The following is a 15,856-nucleotide window of genomic DNA, read 5'->3' on the forward strand; positions in this document are numbered from 1 at the left end:
GATCGGACATCATGACCTCAGTCGCAGACAAGCTGGCCAAGAAGTCCGAACGCCGCACCTCGAAGAAGCAGGTCCGCCTGCGTCTGATGCAGGTCGATGTTTGGTCGGTCGTTAAGCTCACCTTCCTGCTGACCCTCTGCCTCGGCATTGTCACCATCGTCGCCGCCGTGCTCGCGTGGACCGTGCTCGCGAACACCGGCGTGATGGAGTCGATCAACAACCTGCTCAACGACGTGACCGGCAGCGAAAAGGTCACCGTTGAGACCTTCGTCAACTTCGGTGGCGTGCTCGGGTTCTCAGTCGTGATCGCCGTGCTGCAGGTGGTCGTCTTGACGGCCCTCGCGGCGGTCGGCACCCTGTTGCTCAACCTCGCGTGTCGCCTTACCGGTGGCATCGTGATGGGTTTCACGAACAACTAGGTTTGTGGTAATGTCGTTGTTCGTGCCGAGAACCCGTTGAGGGTTCTACGAGCAAACGGGGCTATAGCTCAGGCGGTTAGAGCGCTTCGCTGATAACGAAGAGGTCCAAGGTTCAAGTCCTTGTAGCCCCACCGGTGTTGTTGATCAACTCAACGCATCCGGGGCCTTAGCTCAGTTGGTAGAGCGCCTGCTTTGCAAGCAGGATGTCAGGAGTTCGAATCTCCTAGGCTCCACCCGCGGAAGTCCGCTTCAGTTTTCTGAAGCGGACTTCTTCTTTCACCAGCCAAGCCGTGAGACGCGGTGTGGCGCCGTGTTCGCAACCCCCAGAGAGGACACGAATAGCCCGGACAACATCGCGGGGCCGGAGCTCGCGCGAGGTTGCCTGACGGAAGTCATTGGCTGGGCATGTGCTCGGGTTGAACATGGTTGCCCACGACGATTCCACCTCGGTTCGTAACGTGATCGGGCAGAGTTCGATGGGCCTGCAAAAGGGTCAGCCCGACCCCAAAACGCGTTCATGATCACGTCGATACCCGCATCCCAGGACCGCATGGTCTCGCCGGGAGCCTCGATACGTGGAGATAGCAATTAAGTACGTCGTGCCAGGCGTCGAAATCGCTCCGGAACACTCGCTCTCAGGGGGACCCACCGGGTGAGCTACACCTCGACCGCGTCAACCCACTCACTCGCACGTGGGCCGGCGCCCTACTTCCGCCCGCCCCCGAGCAGCCCACCGAGCGAGTCGAGGATGCCGCCGAGCCCTCCGCCCGACGAGCCCGAGCCGCCGCCAAGCACCTGGCCGAGGATGTCGCCGAGGCCGCCACCCGACGACTCGGTCGAGGCCTCCTTCTTCGCCTCGTTGGCCTTCGTGAAGCGGCTCGCGATCCACGCCATCACGAGGGGCGCGACGAGCGGCAGCAGCTTCTGAATGAGACCCTTGTCGTTACCGGAGTGCTCGGCGACCTTGGCCACCACCGCATCCTGCTCGCCGCCGAAGACGTGCGCGGCAATCTTCTCGCCGTCGGCTTCGTCGACGTCGTCGACCGCCTGGGCGCCGTCGACGTGCTGCTCGAGGGCCGAGGCGAGGGATGCGGCGCCCGTGGGCGCCTGCGCGTTTGCCTGCATGCCGCCGACGAGTGAGGGCAGCAGGTCGCCGAGGGCGCGCTGCACGTCGTCGGGCGATGCGCCTACCCGTTGGGCGAGGTCGTTGACGGGAAGATCGTTGAGGATCGCGGAGATATCGGCCATGATCATGCTTTCTCTCGAGGGTTTCCCAGAGTCTGCACCGCGCGGCTGAGAACAGCTCGCGCTTGCACCGAGCACCACATCCGTCGTTTGATGAATAGCAAGACGGCGAAGGAGACACGTTCATGACCGGCTTGCGCATGGACCCGGCCTCGCGGCGCGATGCCATCGAGGCGCTCAGCGAATCGGGCGCCGGCGGCGACGAGCTCGACATCCTCGTGATCGGCGGGGGCGTGACCGGCGCTGGCATTGCCATGGATGCGGCGAGCCGCGGCCTCACGACCGGCATCGTCGAGGCACAGGACTGGGCCTCGGGCACGTCGAGTCGCTCAAGCAAGCTCCTCCACGGCGGCCTGCGCTACCTGCAGATGCTCGACTTCAAGCTCGTGCACGAGGCCCTCACCGAACGCGACCTGCTGCTCACCAAGCTCGTCCCACACCTCGTGCGGCCGGTGCCCTTCCTCTACCCGCTCAAGACGCCCGTGCTCGAGCGCGCCTACGTTGGCGCGGGCATCATGCTCTACGACCTGCTCGCGATGCTCGGCCCGGGCCGCCGGCGCCTGCCGTGGCACCGGCACTTCAGCCGAAAGGGCCTGCGCAAGCGCTTCCCCTCGTTGCGCCGCGATGCGCTGGCTGGGGCGATTCAGTATTGGGATGCGTCGGTCGACGACGCGCGTTTGGTCACGACGCTGATGCGCAGCGCCGCCGGGCACGGCGCGCACGCGGCGTCGCGCGTGCAGGTGACCGAGCTCGTGCAGAACGAGGCCGGCGCGGTTGTCGGCGCCAACTTGATTGACCTCGAGTCGGGGCGGCACTTCACGGCGCGCGCGAAGAAGGTCATCAGCGCGACCGGCGTCTGGACCGAAGAAACGCAACAGCTCGCGGGCGCAGGCGGGCTGCGCGTGCTCGCCTCAAAGGGCATCCACATCGTCGTGCCGCGCGATCGTCTCAGCGGCAAGTCGGGGCTGATTCTGCAAACCGAGAAGAGCGTGCTGTTCGTGATTCCCTGGTCGCGTTATTGGCTGATCGGCACAACCGACACGCCCTGGAACGAGGACCGCCGTCTGCCCGTGCCGACGAGCACCGACATCGACTACGTCATCGCCGAGGCAAACAAGGTGCTCGAGCAGCCGATCAGCCGCGCGGATGTGGTGGGCACGTGGGCGGGCCTGCGGCCGCTGCTGCAGCCAGGCACGAAGGTCGGCACCGCATCCGCAAAGGTATCGCGCGAGCACACTGTCGCGTCGCCGACCCCGGGGCTCGTGTCGATCGCGGGGGGCAAGCTCACGACCTATCGCGTCATGGCCGAGGATGCGGTCGACTTCGCCCTCGGCTCAGCGGCGAAGACGACCCCGAGCGTCACGGCGACGACGCCGCTCGTTGGCGCGGTCGGCAGCCGAGTCGCGATCGAAACCGCGCGGGCGCTCGCCCGCAAGCACGGCCTCGCTCCGGCGGTCGCGAAGCACCTGGTGCACCGCTACGGCGCCGAGATCAATGTCATCGCCGCGATCTGCGACGAGGTACCCGGCGCCGCCGTGCTGGTCGCGGGCGCGCCCGCCTATATTCGCGCCGAGATCATCTTCGCGGCCCGCTATGAGGGGGCGCTGCACCTCGACGACGTCATGGAGCGTCGCACGCGCATGAGCTACGAGTTCGCCGAGCACGCTGGCCGCGCCGCGGAGGAGGTCGCCGAGATCGTCGGATCCGAGCTCGGCTGGTCACCCGACCAGATGGCGCAGGAACTCGGGGCCTACCGTGCAAACGCGGCGGCCTACGACCTCGCGACGCACGAGGCGACGGATGCGGCGGCCGTGGCGCGCTATGCCGATGCAGTACCGCTCGCCCAACCCTGAGAATCGTGACACCCGTGGTTCGCCACTTGCTCGGGAGGTTGTCGAAGTGGTCACCGTCCTGTACCGGCGGGGCGGGCAGAACCCGAACGTCGCTCATGACGTCCTTTCGCTGCCACCCTGGCGCGCAATCAACTTAGGTAAACCTAACTTCACGCGCGCAAATATTACGGCGCGTGAACCGAGCCTCATTCAGCGAACACTCAGCCAGTAGGCTCGTGCGCAGACCTCCCGAAAGGACTTCTCCTCATGGCACGACTTCGTAACTGGCTTGCCGCCGCCGGTGCGCTCGCACTCGCCGCTAGCCTCAGCGCTTGCGCGGGTGGCAGCGACAGCCCCGCTGCGTCGGGTGATGACCCCTACGCAGGCCAGACCGTCAAGATCGGCGTCGTCGGCGCCTCCGACGAGTACTGGCAGACCTACGTCGATGCCGCCTCGGCCGAGGGCATCGAGGTTGAGCTCGTCGACTTCACCGACTACAACCAGCCGAACCCCGCCCTCTCGGCGGGCGAGGTTGACCTCAACCAGTTCCAGCACATCCTCTACCTCGCGAACTACAACGTCGAGGCCGGCGACGACCTCGCCGCCATCGGCGCAACCGCGATCTACCCGCTCGGTCTCTACTCGGACAAGTACGACTCGGTCGACGCGATTCCCGAGGGTGGCACCGTCGGTGTGCCGAACGACGAAACGAACCGCGCACGCGCGCTGCTCGTGCTGCAGTCGGCCGGCCTGATCGAGCTCAAGGACGGCGGCAACGCCTTCTCGACCCTCGACGACATCGTCACCGAGAACTCGAAGGTGTCGGTGAAGGAGCTCGAGGCCTCGCTGCTCGCGAACTCGCTGCAGGACTTCGACGCCGCCATCATCAACAACGACTTCATCGCTGACGCCGGCCTCAACGCCGACGACGCGATCGCGCAGGACGACCCGAGCGACCCCGCCGCCCTCGCCTACGCGAACATCTTCGCGTCGCGCGCCGACGACGTCGACAACCCCACGCTCAACAAGCTCGTTGAGATCTACCAGACCAACGAAGACGTGCAGCAGGGCGTGCTCGACAACTCGGGCGGAACCGCCGAGATGCTCACCACCTCGAAGGAAGACCTGCAGACGCAGCTCGACCAGGTCGAGGAAGACATTAAGGCCGAAGGCTAGCCACAGGCTTGCGACCGTGAGCGCGTACCTCTAAATTTCAGGGGTGCGCGCTCACGCGCGTTTCGGCCTGTCGGCCACGGAAAGGACGAAGCATGTCGATGATTCGCTTGCGTGACGTCGTCAAGGAATACCCCGCGGCCTCGCGAAAGGATGCGCCGGTGCGCGCCGTCGACGGCGTCAGCCTCGATATCGAGCGCGGCAGCATTTACGGCGTCATCGGCTACTCGGGCGCCGGTAAGTCGACGCTCGTGCGCCTGATCAACGCCCTCGAGCCGACGAGCTCGGGCTCGATCGAGATCGACGGCGACGAGATCGTCGGGCTCTCCGAGAGCAAGCTGCAGAAGGTGCGCACCGAGATCGGCATGATCTTTCAGCAGTTCAACCTCTTCAACTCGCGCAACGTGGCGGGCAACGTCGCGTTCCCGATGAAAATTGCGGGCATCGAGAAGGAGGCGCGCGACAAGCGCGTCGCCGAGCTGCTCGACTTCGTCGGTCTCGGGGCCCGCGCGAAGGCCTACCCCGACCAACTCTCGGGCGGACAGAAGCAGCGCGTCGGCATCGCCCGTGCCCTGTCGACCTCGCCGAAGATCCTGCTCGCCGACGAGTCGACGAGCGCCCTCGACCCGCAGACCACCTCCGATGTGCTCGATCTGCTCGAGCGCGTGAATCGCGAGCTTGGCATCACCATCGTCGTGATTACTCACGAGATGGACGTCATCAAACGCTTGGCTACCCACGTCGCGGTGATGGAGCACGGCAAGGTCGTCGAGCACGGCGAGCTCTACCGGGTGTTCTCGAACCCGGAGCATGCCGCCACGAAGAACTTTGTTTCGTCGGTCGTGCCGCAGGTGCCCGAGGGGAAGGAGCTCGATGCGATTCGGGCCCGTCACCAGGGCAAGCTCATCACCATCTCGGTGACCGACGAGCGCGCCTCGCAGCACGAGGTGCTTGGGCGGCTGGTGCGCGCGGGCGTCGAGGCCGAGCTGGTGTTCGGCGGGATGCACGAGATCACGGGCCGCCTGTTCGGTCACCTCACCTTCGCCCTGCACGGCACGGATGCGCAGATCGCCGCGGCGATCGCGGGCGTACGCGAACTCGCCGAGGTGACGGAGATTCCCGACGCCCCGGCCTCGAACGAACGGGTGGGTGAGTAGACATGCTGCATCAAGATGCCGACTTCGATCGCCTCATTGAGCTATTGCCGGATCTGCCGGAGCAGCTCGCGCTCACGCTTTTCCTCGTTGCCGTCGCGATGGTCGTCGGTGGCATTTTTGGCCTGATCATCGGCGTGTTCCTCTACGCGACGCGACCGGGTAACATCCTCGCCCAGCGGACCGTGTTCAACGTGCTGAATCTGCTCGTGAACTTCTTCCGGCCCATCCCCTTCATCATCTTGCTCGCGGCGCTGCAGCCGCTCGCTCGCCTCACCATTGGTGTCGGCATCGGTGAGCCGATGGCGATGTTTGCGATGGCCTTCGCCGCGACCTTCGGCATCGCCCGACTCGTCGAGCAGAGCCTCGTGACGGTGCCACCGGGCGTCGTCGAGGCCGCGCGCGCCTCCGGTGCGAGCCGCATGCGCACGCTACTCACGGTCGTGATTCCCGAGGGCCTCGGTCCGATGATTCTCGGCTACACCTTCGCCTTCGTCGCCGTGATCGATATGTCAGCGATGGCCGGCGTCGTCGGCGGTAGCGGTCTCGGTAACTTCGCACTGCAGTACGGCTATCGTCAGTTCAACCCGCTCGTGACGTGGGCAGCGGTGATCGTCATCGTGATTGTCGTGCAGATCGTCCAGATGCTCGGCAACTGGCTCGCCCGCCGCGTCATGCGCCGTTAGTGACCTACTCGGAAGGAGCGATATGACTTCGCAACCCACCATCACCCTGAACAACGGCATCGAAATGCCAGCCCTCGGTTTCGGCGTGTTCCGCTCGAAGCCGGAGGAGACGCAGGAGGCCGTCGAGACGGCGCTGCGCACCGGCTACCGCCTGCTCGACACCGCCGCGATCTACGGCAACGAGCGCGAGGTCGGCGCGGGTCTCGCGGCCGCGGGCCTGCCCCGCGACCACGTCTTCGTCACGACGAAGCTCTGGATCAGCGACTACGAGGATGCCCAGACCGCTTTCGACGCGAGCCTGCGCCGCCTCGGCACCGACTACGTCGACCTCTATCTGCTGCACTGGCCCGGGCCCGACGAGTTCGACCGCGCCATCAAGGCCTGGCAGACCCTCGAGGGCATCCTCGAGTCGGGTCGAGCCCGCGCCATCGGTGTCTGCAACTTCAACGGAGAGCTGCTCGACCGCCTCGGCGAGCACGCCCAGGTGACGCCGGCCCTGAACCAGGTCGAGCTGCACCCCTACTTCTCGCAGCCCGAGGTGCGTCAGTACGACGCGCAGCACGGCATCGTCACGCAGGCCTGGTCGCCGCTCGGTGGGGCCGACCGCTACGGCGAGAAGAACTCGACCGGTCGCGACATCTTCACCGACCCCGCCATCACCGCGGCCGCCGAGGCCCACGGCAAGACGGCGGCGCAGGTCGTGCTTCGCTGGCACCTGCAGGTCGGCAACGCCGCGATTCCGAAGTCGGTGACCGCGAGCCGCATTGTCGAGAACTTCAACGTGTTCGACTTCGAGCTCTCCGCCGACGAGGTTGAGTCGATCAACGCCCTCGACACCGGCGAGCGCGGCGGCGCCGACCCGGCCACGTTCGACACGACGACGGTCACGGCGACGATCGACAACTCGTAGCTCGGGCTTAGCGGCCCAAGGTCGAGGCTCGATACTCGACCGAAATAGGCAGGGGGACGCTGGCGCCATCACGGGGCCGGCGTCCCCCTACTAGTTCGACGAGCAGGTTGACGCACTCGGAGCCCGAGAACCACACGAACGAAGCAGCTAACTGATGCACATCCACGAACTGCGGTTGCTTGCGACCGAACCATTCGCCCGCGGCGAGGAGTATGGCCGCGCGCTCGCCGAACAGATTCGTGCGAACACGGCTCGATACCTGTGGGCATTCGGCGAGCTTGGCGTCGACGCCGAGACGGTGACCCGCGTCGCTCAGGAGTCGTTTGAGGCACTCGACGCATGGGCGCCGACGCAGGCCGACGAACTGCGCGGCCTTGCCGCCGGCTCGGGCGCGAGCCTCACCGATCTCGCGGCGCTGACGGCACGCACCGAAGTGCTCGCGTACGCGCCGAACGACGCGCTCGAATGCTCGACCCTCGTGCGGCTCGCAGCGACCGGCCCGTCGGGAGTGCAGACGTGGGACTGGCATGCCGAGCTGGTGCCCGACACGGTGCTGCTCTCGGCAACGGTGAACGACCGACAGGTACGCACCTTCACCGAGACGGGGATGCTCGGCAAGATCGGCGCGGCGGGGAACCTCGCGCTGTTCTTCAACATCCTCAGCCACGAGTCGGATGCCCGCGGAAGAGGCGTGCCGGTGCACGCGGTCGCCCGGCGCATCCTCGAGGAGGCCGACACCGTCGAGCAGGCCCTCGCCATCGCCGAGAGCGCGCCGCTCAGCGCCTCGACCGTGCTGACGGTGCTCGAGGCGCCGAGCGCGGCGAAGGCCGAGGGAGACGCCGCGAGCATCGAGCTCTCACCCGCCGGCGTCGCGCTCGTGCGGGGCGAGGGCGGGCTGCTCGCCCACACGAATCACTTCCTCCACCCGGCCCTCGCCGCCGGCGACGCGGCCTCCACGCAGTCAACGACGGATGTTCGACTCGCCCACCTGCGTTCCGTCGCCCCGGGCGTCGCGGCCGCGCGCGACGCCGCCGAACTCGCCCGCGCGATGTGCGGCGACGCGGGAGCCGCCGCGCCAGTGTGCATGCGCCCGGCCGACTCCCCGCACCTCGCCGACCGCTGGGAAACCCTGATCACGATCGCCATGGTGCCGGGAACCGGCGAGCTGCACTGGCAGACGGGGCTGCCTGCGGGGGTGACGGAGGGCACGTTGCGGGTGTTCGGTGGGTAGGTCGACTATCCAAAAAACGAATCCCGCCGCAAACCGCCTCCGCGGCAAATAGCTTGAGAGCACGTCGACCCGCGCACCGCAGCGCGGCCGACACCGCACACGTTCTCAAGGGAGTGAACTCATGTCGCACATCGCAATCGTCGGCGCCGGGGTGGCCGGCCTGCACCCCGGGCTGCACCTGCTGCAGCAGGGCAAAGAGGTGACGATCTTCACGAATCGCACAGCGCAGGACGTCTTTGACGGCCGCATCATGAACAGCGTCTCGCACATGCACGTGACGCAGGCGATCGAGAATCAGCTCGGCATCGGCGACTGGCCCGACGTGGACGGCTACTACTACCGCCACTATCACTACAACGGTTGGGGCGAAGACCGCGAGTTCTACGGCGACTTCACGATGCCCTCGCGCGTCATCGACTACCGGATCTACCTGCCCCGCCTCATGCGCGAGTTCGAGAAGCGTGGGGGAGAGCTCATTATCCGCGAGCTCGACCGCCCCGACATCGAAGCCCTGACCGAGCAGTACGACCTCGTCGTCGTCTCGACTGGCAAGGGCGAGATCGGCGCCATGTTCCCGAAGCGCGAAGACAAGTCGCCGTTCGGCAAGCCTCAGCGCCATCTCACGCTGAGCCTGTGGCGTGGCGTGCGCGAGCTCGATCCGGCTGGCGTCGCGGTCAACATCGTCCCTGGCGTCGGCGAGCTCCTCGTCATTCCGATCTGGAGCCACGCGGGTCGCGTGAGCGCGCTACTTTTTGAGAGCGTGCCGGGTGGCCCGCAAGACGTGCTCAACTCAAAGAAGCAGCACGAAGACCCGGAGGGGTTCCGCGAGCGCATCCTCGACGTGCTCGAGACCCACTACCCGCCCGTCTTCGACCGGGTCGACCACGACAAGTTCGAGCTCACAAGCGACAAGGATGTGCTGCAAGGCGCGTTCGCGCCGTCGCTGCGCGAGGACTACATTCAGCTCCCGAACGGTAAGTTCCTCCTCGCCCTCGGCGACGTGCACCTCACCGTCGACCCGGTCACCGCGCAGGGCGGCAACGCCGCGGCCAACTCGGCAAAGGACACGGCGGCGGTGTTCGCCGAAGACGACGTCTACGACGAGCATTTCCTACGCAAGGTGGCGCGCCGTCGTGCCGAGCGCGTCGAAGGCGTGAACGACTGGGTGAACATGATGATCGCGACTCCCGGCCACGAGCGCATCGGCCAGTTTTTTACGGCGATGGCCCACGACAAGGCGCTCGCCGACGAGTTCACCGAAAACTTCAACTACCCGACCCGACAGCTTGATCTGCTTTCGTCGCAGGAGCGAGTGAATGCTCGCACTGCAGCGATCCTGCAAGCCGCGTCCCAGCCCGCGTAAAGGACACCATCATGTACAAGCTTCTCGTGCTCTATCCCGAACCCGCCGACCGGGCCGGGTTTATTCAGTACTACGAGTCAACCCACCTACCGCTCGCCCGCAAGCTGCCTGGCCTCCGTTCGTGGCGTTACACGACCGAGGTTGCACCCCAGGCAGACGGTAGCGCCGCCCCCTACTTCGCGCTGTTCGAGGCCGAGTTCGATGACGTTGACGCGTTCCGGGCCGCCATGTCGTCGCCCGAGGGTCGCGCCGTCGGCGCTGACGTGCCGAACTACGCCACGGGAGGCGCGGTCGTGCTTGATTATTCCGCGAGCGAGGGGGAAGTCTCATGACCGCGACCGACCCGATCCGCGAATTCAAGCGCGCGATGTCGAACCTCACATCGGCGGTGAACATCATCTCGACCGACGGTCCGGCCGGCAAGCTTGGCCTCACGGTGAGTGCAGTATGTCGAGGCTCGGATGACCCCGCCACGGTCATCGTCTGCATCAATCGAACGAGCCGCGCTCGCGATGCGTTCGTCGACAACGGGCGCCTCGCAGTCAACGTGCTGACCGGCAACCAGGAGTTGCTCGCGATGCACTTCGCGGGCCTGACGAGCGCATCCATGGACGAGCGTTTGACCTGGGATATCTGGAGCGAGCTCGACGGCCTGCCAACCCTGCGCGACGCTCGCGTCGCGATCGCCGGCACCATCGTGGATCGCGTCGAGCACGGCACTCACTCGGTGCTGTTCGTCGCCGTCGACGAGCTCCGCACGCGTTCGGGCAGCGGTGGCCTCGTATACGATTCACGCAACTTTCACCAGGTCGGTGCGAGCGCGTTCTAGAGGAGGTCGCAGATGACCGGGTCGACCTCGCTGCCGCTCGAGGTGCGCAATACCGCATCAGACGTCGATCACGCCCGGGCGATCGGCGAACAGATTTGGTACCCGCACACCCTCACGCCGCTGCGTGGCGGGCAGCAGTTCACGATGAACTACAAGTCGATGCTACTGCCCGGCACCACGGTGGGCACGCTGCGCTACTCGACTGGAATCGTGATCGAGACACGGGCCGAGCACCAGAACGACTATCAGGTCAACGCGTCACTGCTCGGTAACCTTCGCATCGCCGTTGGCGGTGACGACCGGGTGCCGGTCACCTCGGCGCGGGCACAGGTGAACGGCCTGCATGTGCCCGTCGCGATTCACGGGTGGGATCGACCGAGCGTCATGCTCGGAGTGAAGATGCGTCGCGACATCGTTGAGCGCGCCGTGGTGCGGTACTGGGGCGACGTGCCCTTCGACCCCGAGGGCGTGCCAACCTCGCTCGACGTTGGTGATGGTCCGGGCCGCAGATGGCTCGAATTCGTGCGCGGCGTAATGCGCCTTCCGACGACGGGGCACGAGGTGGATGCTGGGCTCGCCCGATACTATTCCGAGCGCACGATCGGGGGGTTTATCGCGCTCATGGTGCGCGACACCTGCGACGACGCCGAGTCGCGATTCCCCATCCCCGCCGATATCGTCGACCAAGCGCGCGAGGCTATCGCTTCGATGGTTGGCGCGCCCCTCTCGCTCGACGCGCTCGCGGCCATCACTGGTGTGACAGGCCGGGCGTTGCAGCTCGCGTTTCGGCGCCGCCTCGGTGTCACTCCGCTCGAGTACCAGCGCATCGATCGGATGCACCGGGTGCGTCGTGAACTCGAGGCGGGATCGAGCGCCACGGTACGTGACGTCGCCATCGCGAACGGCTTCGTGCATCTTGGGAGGTTTGCGCAGCGGTACCGGGAAATCTTTGCCGAGGCGCCCTCTGAGACTCTCGCGCGGGCCGCCCGCACTTAGTCGACGAAGGCGTCGGGGTGCAGTTCGACCTCGTCGGTGCCGGGCGAGTACTGCGAGAAGTCGGTAACGCCAGCGGCCTCGAGCACGTCCTCGCAAAGTAGCGCCTGGCCAGCCACCGTGTCGCCGGGTGCCGTGAGCACCGCGTGCGCCGCGTCTGAGTAGAGCTCGACGGTTCGCGAGCGGCGGTAGACCTCTTCGCCGCCGAGAATGTTCAGCACCGCGGCGGTCTGAATCGTCGTGCGCGGCCACAGGGCGGTGGCGGGGATGTGCGTCTCGGCGCCGATGCCGAGCGTCGCGAGGGTCATGCCGTACTTCGCGAGCATGTAGGCGGGGTAGGCGCCGAGCCACTTCTCGGAGAGATTGAGGGGCGGCGACAGGGTGAGGATGCGCGGGTCCTCGGAGGTGCGCAGATACTGCAGCGCGGTGCGCGTGAACAGGAACGTGCCGCGCGTGTTGATGTCGTGCATGAGGTCGAAGCGCTTCATGTCGATTTGTGCCGAACCACCAAGATTGATCGCCGAGGCGTTGTTCACAACGATGTCGATGCCACCGAATTCCGCGACGGTCGCGCTCACCGCATCCTGCACCGACGCCTCGTCGCGCACGTCGCCGACGATGGCGAGGGCCTTCGCCCCGGCCTCGGCGCCGGACGCGCGAATCTCGTCGGCGGCCGTGTGCACGGTGCCCTCGAGCTTCGGATGCGCCTGGTCGGTCTTCGCGATGATGGCAACGTTCGCGCCGTCCTGGGCGGCGCGCTTCGCGATCGCGAGGCCGATGCCGCGGCTGCCGCCGGACATGAGGATGGTTTTGCCTGCGAGGGTCGTCGTCGTGGTCATTGCGTCTTTGCCTCCATGAACTCGTGCTCGTCGGTGAGCTGCTGCGGGGAGTCTAACTTTGCGTGCGAGTTCGAGTCTTGCACCCTGTAGAGTCCCTCAGGTCGTGGTTGCTGCGCGCCACGTAAACTTGCAAGTTGTACCGCAGAGGGCTGCGGGTGCCATGTTCGCGTCGAAAGGAGTCCAGGTGCGATTCCGAGTCGGCGCATACGGCGTGATTGTGCGTGACGGGCAGATTCTGCTCGCCCACTGGAATTCTCGCGGTCGTTCGGGCTGGACGCTGCCCGGCGGAGGCATCGAAGCGGGTGAGGATCCGCACGACGCCGCGGTGCGCGAGATCTGGGAGGAAACGGGCTACCACGCCTCGATCGACCAGCTGCTCGGCGTCGACTCGATCATCGTCAACGGCCGCAACAAGCGCCGCAAGGGACGCCCGACCGAGACGCCGCTGCAGAACGTGCGCATCGTCTACCTCGCGACCGTCATCGGCGGCGAGCTGCGCGCCGAAGAGAACGGCACGACTGACGAGGCCCGCTGGTTCGACCTGCGCGAGGTGAAGTCGCTGCAGACGGTGTCGCTCGTGCGCGTCGCGATGCGGCTTTATCACGAGCGCCCCCGCAACGGGCACCTCGAGGGCCTCGGCGGTCCGAAGCGCAAGGCGGCGACGCCGATCGAGGTCGACGACGACGCGGTCGAGCAGTCCGAAGAAGACTAGGCCTCAACAGCAACGCGGCCGCCCACTGTGAAGTGGGCGGCCGCGTTGCTGTGTTGAGCGACTAGTCGTTCGAGACCGTCTTCACGGGAGCGTCGAGCTCCTCGTCGGCGATCCAGAGGTCGTCGTCAGCGCGGAAGGTCTGCCAAAGCGCGTAGCCCACCGCGGCAACGGCGGCGACGCCGGCGCCGATGAGGAACCAGCCGCCAACACCGGGGCCCGACTTCGCATCCTTCTTCGCCTGCTTCTCGAGCTTCTTCTGTTCCTTGGCCACGCGTGCCTGCACCTTTTCGACGTTGGCCGCGGCGTTCTTGCCGAAGTCCTGGGCCTTCGCCTGCACGGTCTGCAGGGTCTGGTTGTTGTCGACGAACTCGCGCACGGCGCCCGTCACGTTGCCGCCCACCTGGGCGACGGCGGGGAGCACGCGGTGTTGGAACTGCTCGTTCGCACCCGACAGTGCCTGGCGGCCCTGCTTCACGCCGCGGTCAAATGCCGGGCGGAGGTCCTTGTCGACCTTCTTGCGAATGACGGGAGCGATCTCTTTGTCGGCATAGACGCGGGCTTCGTCACCCGCGCGACCAGCCAGGTCGCGCACCTTGGCAAATACTGCCTGCTGCTCCGACCAGAGGCGGTCGGCGTCCTTACGCAGTCGGTTGACCTTGCGCTTGTTCTTGCGAGAAAGTGCCATTTTTATCCTCCGGCGTTCACGATTACGCGTTCGCACGCATCCTGTGCGTTCCTACGTATCTTGTCATGCGTTGGTCGCTGTTTCCTGAGTCGGCCCGACCACACACCCAGGCCAAAGGCCGCTATGAAAAGATGAACGCATGACGAACGCAACCGCAGTCATGACGCTGCACACCACCCTCGGCGACATCAAGCTGAACCTCTTCGGCAACCACGCGCCGAACACGGTCAAGATCATCACCTCACTCGCCACCGGCGAGCTCGAGTGGACCGACCCGGTCACCGGCGAAACCAAGGAAGAGCCCTTCTACGACGGCGTGGCCTTCCACCGCATCATCAAGCAGTTCATGCTGCAGGGCGGCGACCGCACCGGCACCGGCAGCGGCGGCCCCGGCTTCAACTTCGACGACGAGATTCACCCCGAGCTCGACTTCACGAAGCCCTACATCCTCGCCATGGCGAACGCCGGCAAGATCGCGGGCCGCGGCACGAACGGCTCGCAGTTCTTTATCACCACGGTGCCCACCACCTGGCTACAGGGCAAGCACACCATCTTCGGTGAGGTCGCCGACGATGCCTCGAAGCAGGTTGTCGACGCCATCGAGGCCGTGCAGACCGACGGCCGCGACAAGCCGCTCGAAGATGTCGTGATCAACTCGGTCGACATCGAGAGCCTCTAGGCTCCCGAGTCGCCTCCCTCCCCAGGCATTTCATGACCTCAACGCCGGCCGGCGCACCTGAATCCGGCTCCGACAACTGCTGCTACCGCCATCCCGATCGGCAGAGCTTCGTGCTCTGTCAGCGATGTGGCCGCACGATTTGCCCGGAATGCCAGACTCAGGCGCCGGTCGGCGTCATTTGTCCCGAGTGCCTCGCCGAGCAGCATGGTCGCGTGCGCGAACAGCAGCGGATGCACTCGAAGCAGCGGGTGCGAGCGGCCGGCGGCCGCTTCGGCCAGCTCCGCAGCCGCCTCATTGGCAGCGGCAGCCCTGTCACATACACGCTCATGGGCCTCATCGTCGTGGTCGGCGTGTTGCAGTGGCTGACGCGCCAGTTCGGCACCGACTTCATTGACACATACGGCTCGTACTCGCCGCAGTTCACCGACGCGCGGCACTACTACCCGAACGGCCAGCTCGCCTTCGAGCCCTGGCGGATGCTCACCTCGGCATTCCTGCACGGCTCGTTCCTCCACCTCGCGATGAACACGCTGACGCTGTGGATCTTCGGCCGCGCCCTCGAGCCGCTTATCGGCTCGCTGCGGTTCGCGACGCTGTATGTGGTGTCCGCCCTCGGCGGCTCGCTCGCCGTTGCACTGCTGGCCCCGAGCAGCTGGGTGATTGGCGCATCCGGTGCCGTCTTCGGCCTGTTTGCGGCGTGGTTCCTCGTGCTGCGCAAGACGGGCCAGGACGTCACGTCGATGCTCGTGCTCATCGGCATCAACGTCGCGATCTCGTTCATTAACCCGGGCATCTCTTGGCAGGCGCACGTCGGCGGGCTCGTGGTTGGCCTCATCTGCGGCTCGCTCACGCTGCTCGACATCGATCGCGGCCGGAAGAAACCCGGCAAGATTAAGAACGGTCGGCGCCAATGGCCGACGCTCGGCCTCTGGTTGCAGCTCGTCGTGGGCGTGCTCTGCCTCGCGATTCCGCCGCTCGTCGGCATGCTGCTCTAGCGACTTATCCCCAGATCAATCCACATCTTGGGGATAACTACAGTCATGTAGTTACAACCGTGTAATTCTCCACACCGGTGCATAAGCTGTGGATAACTTCACAGGTATGGA

Annotated in this window: 17 protein-coding genes and 2 tRNA genes; 16 read left to right on the top strand and 3 right to left on the bottom strand. The window is 65.9% G+C overall.

What is annotated here, in order from left to right; genetic code table 11:
* Nucleotides 1-11: 11 nt before the first annotated feature.
* The 3 genes from QM019_RS05785 (at nt 12) to QM019_RS05795 (ending at nt 652) form a co-directional block, all read left to right on the top strand.
* On the top strand, nt 12-419 hold the full coding sequence (locus tag QM019_RS05785; RefSeq protein ID WP_193128472.1) for a DUF3566 domain-containing protein: 408 nt from the start codon (nt 12-14) through the stop codon (nt 417-419).
* A 57-nt stretch (nt 420-476) separates the two neighbouring features.
* Nucleotides 477-550, top strand: a tRNA-Ile gene (locus QM019_RS05790).
* Nucleotides 551-579: 29 nt separating this feature from the next.
* Nucleotides 580-652, top strand: a tRNA-Ala gene (locus QM019_RS05795).
* A 472-nt stretch (nt 653-1,124) separates the two neighbouring features.
* Here the strand turns inward: QM019_RS05795 and QM019_RS05800 are convergent.
* Nucleotides 1,125-1,667: a DUF937 domain-containing protein gene (locus QM019_RS05800; RefSeq protein WP_282852236.1), complete on the bottom strand. Its 543-nt coding sequence runs from the start codon at nt 1,665-1,667 to the stop codon at nt 1,125-1,127.
* Nucleotides 1,668-1,789: 122 nt separating this feature from the next.
* On the opposite strand from QM019_RS05800, the gene QM019_RS05805 reads away from it, so the two are divergent.
* The 10 genes from QM019_RS05805 to QM019_RS05850 all read left to right on the top strand — a co-directional run bounded on the left by QM019_RS05805 (nt 1,790) and on the right by QM019_RS05850 (nt 11,838).
* Nucleotides 1,790-3,517, top strand: coding sequence for a glycerol-3-phosphate dehydrogenase/oxidase (locus QM019_RS05805; RefSeq protein ID WP_282852237.1), 1,728 nt, complete (start codon nt 1,790-1,792; stop codon nt 3,515-3,517).
* A gap of 246 nt (nt 3,518-3,763) precedes the next feature.
* On the top strand, nt 3,764-4,672 hold the full coding sequence (locus tag QM019_RS05810; protein WP_282825125.1) for a MetQ/NlpA family ABC transporter substrate-binding protein: 909 nt from the start codon (nt 3,764-3,766) through the stop codon (nt 4,670-4,672).
* Nucleotides 4,673-4,764: 92 nt separating this feature from the next.
* Nucleotides 4,765-5,826, top strand: coding sequence for a methionine ABC transporter ATP-binding protein (locus tag QM019_RS05815; protein ID WP_282852238.1), 1,062 nt, complete (start codon nt 4,765-4,767; stop codon nt 5,824-5,826).
* Nucleotides 5,827-5,828: 2 nt separating this feature from the next.
* Nucleotides 5,829-6,509, top strand: a complete 681-nt coding sequence (locus QM019_RS05820; RefSeq protein WP_282852239.1) for a methionine ABC transporter permease — start codon at nt 5,829-5,831, stop codon at nt 6,507-6,509.
* A gap of 22 nt (nt 6,510-6,531) precedes the next feature.
* Nucleotides 6,532-7,419, top strand: coding sequence for an aldo/keto reductase (locus tag QM019_RS05825; protein ID WP_282852240.1), 888 nt, complete (start codon nt 6,532-6,534; stop codon nt 7,417-7,419).
* 154 nt (nt 7,420-7,573) lie between these two features.
* On the top strand, nt 7,574-8,650 hold the full coding sequence (locus tag QM019_RS05830) for a C45 family autoproteolytic acyltransferase/hydrolase (RefSeq protein ID WP_282852241.1): 1,077 nt from the start codon (nt 7,574-7,576) through the stop codon (nt 8,648-8,650).
* 121 nt (nt 8,651-8,771) lie between these two features.
* Nucleotides 8,772-10,013, top strand: a complete 1,242-nt coding sequence (locus QM019_RS05835) for a styrene monooxygenase/indole monooxygenase family protein (RefSeq protein WP_282852243.1) — start codon at nt 8,772-8,774, stop codon at nt 10,011-10,013.
* 11 nt (nt 10,014-10,024) lie between these two features.
* The gene (locus QM019_RS05840) at nt 10,025-10,345 is read left to right on the top strand and encodes an EthD family reductase (protein WP_282852244.1); all 321 of its coding nucleotides are present in this window, start codon (nt 10,025-10,027) and stop codon (nt 10,343-10,345) included.
* Complete coding sequence (locus QM019_RS05845; RefSeq protein ID WP_282852245.1) at nt 10,342-10,842, top strand: flavin reductase; 501 nt, start codon at nt 10,342-10,344, stop codon at nt 10,840-10,842. Before QM019_RS05840 ends, QM019_RS05845 begins: the two co-directional genes overlap by 4 nt.
* 12 nt (nt 10,843-10,854) lie before the next feature.
* Nucleotides 10,855-11,838, top strand: a complete 984-nt coding sequence (locus tag QM019_RS05850; protein ID WP_282852246.1) for an AraC family transcriptional regulator — start codon at nt 10,855-10,857, stop codon at nt 11,836-11,838.
* Here the strand turns inward: QM019_RS05850 and QM019_RS05855 are convergent.
* Entirely contained in the window at nt 11,835-12,674 is an 840-nt protein-coding gene (locus QM019_RS05855) for an SDR family oxidoreductase (protein WP_282852247.1), read from the bottom strand. The genes QM019_RS05850 and QM019_RS05855 overlap by 4 nt on opposite strands.
* A gap of 184 nt (nt 12,675-12,858) precedes the next feature.
* Here QM019_RS05855 and QM019_RS05860 point away from each other — a divergent pair, with 184 nt between their 5' ends.
* A complete protein-coding gene (locus tag QM019_RS05860; RefSeq protein WP_125106518.1) occupies nt 12,859-13,386 on the top strand; it encodes an NUDIX domain-containing protein in 528 nt (175 codons plus the stop codon).
* Between the two features lie 61 nt (nt 13,387-13,447).
* Here QM019_RS05860 and QM019_RS05865 read toward each other — a convergent pair whose 3' ends face one another.
* Entirely contained in the window at nt 13,448-14,071 is a 624-nt protein-coding gene (locus QM019_RS05865; RefSeq protein WP_282852248.1) for a hypothetical protein, read from the bottom strand.
* A 139-nt stretch (nt 14,072-14,210) separates the two neighbouring features.
* Between QM019_RS05865 and QM019_RS05870 the strand changes: the two genes are divergently transcribed.
* Both QM019_RS05870 and QM019_RS05875 read left to right on the top strand, forming a co-directional pair.
* A complete protein-coding gene (locus QM019_RS05870; protein ID WP_125106516.1) occupies nt 14,211-14,750 on the top strand; it encodes a peptidylprolyl isomerase in 540 nt (179 codons plus the stop codon).
* A 32-nt stretch (nt 14,751-14,782) separates the two neighbouring features.
* Nucleotides 14,783-15,745 (top strand): rhomboid family intramembrane serine protease, encoded by a 963-nt coding sequence (locus tag QM019_RS05875; RefSeq protein WP_428831960.1) that lies wholly within the window; start codon nt 14,783-14,785, stop codon nt 15,743-15,745.
* Nucleotides 15,746-15,856 lie beyond the last annotated feature (111 nt).

Source organism: Gulosibacter sediminis (genome assembly GCF_030011715.1).
Lineage (GTDB): Bacteria > Actinomycetota > Actinomycetes > Actinomycetales > Microbacteriaceae > Gulosibacter > Gulosibacter sediminis.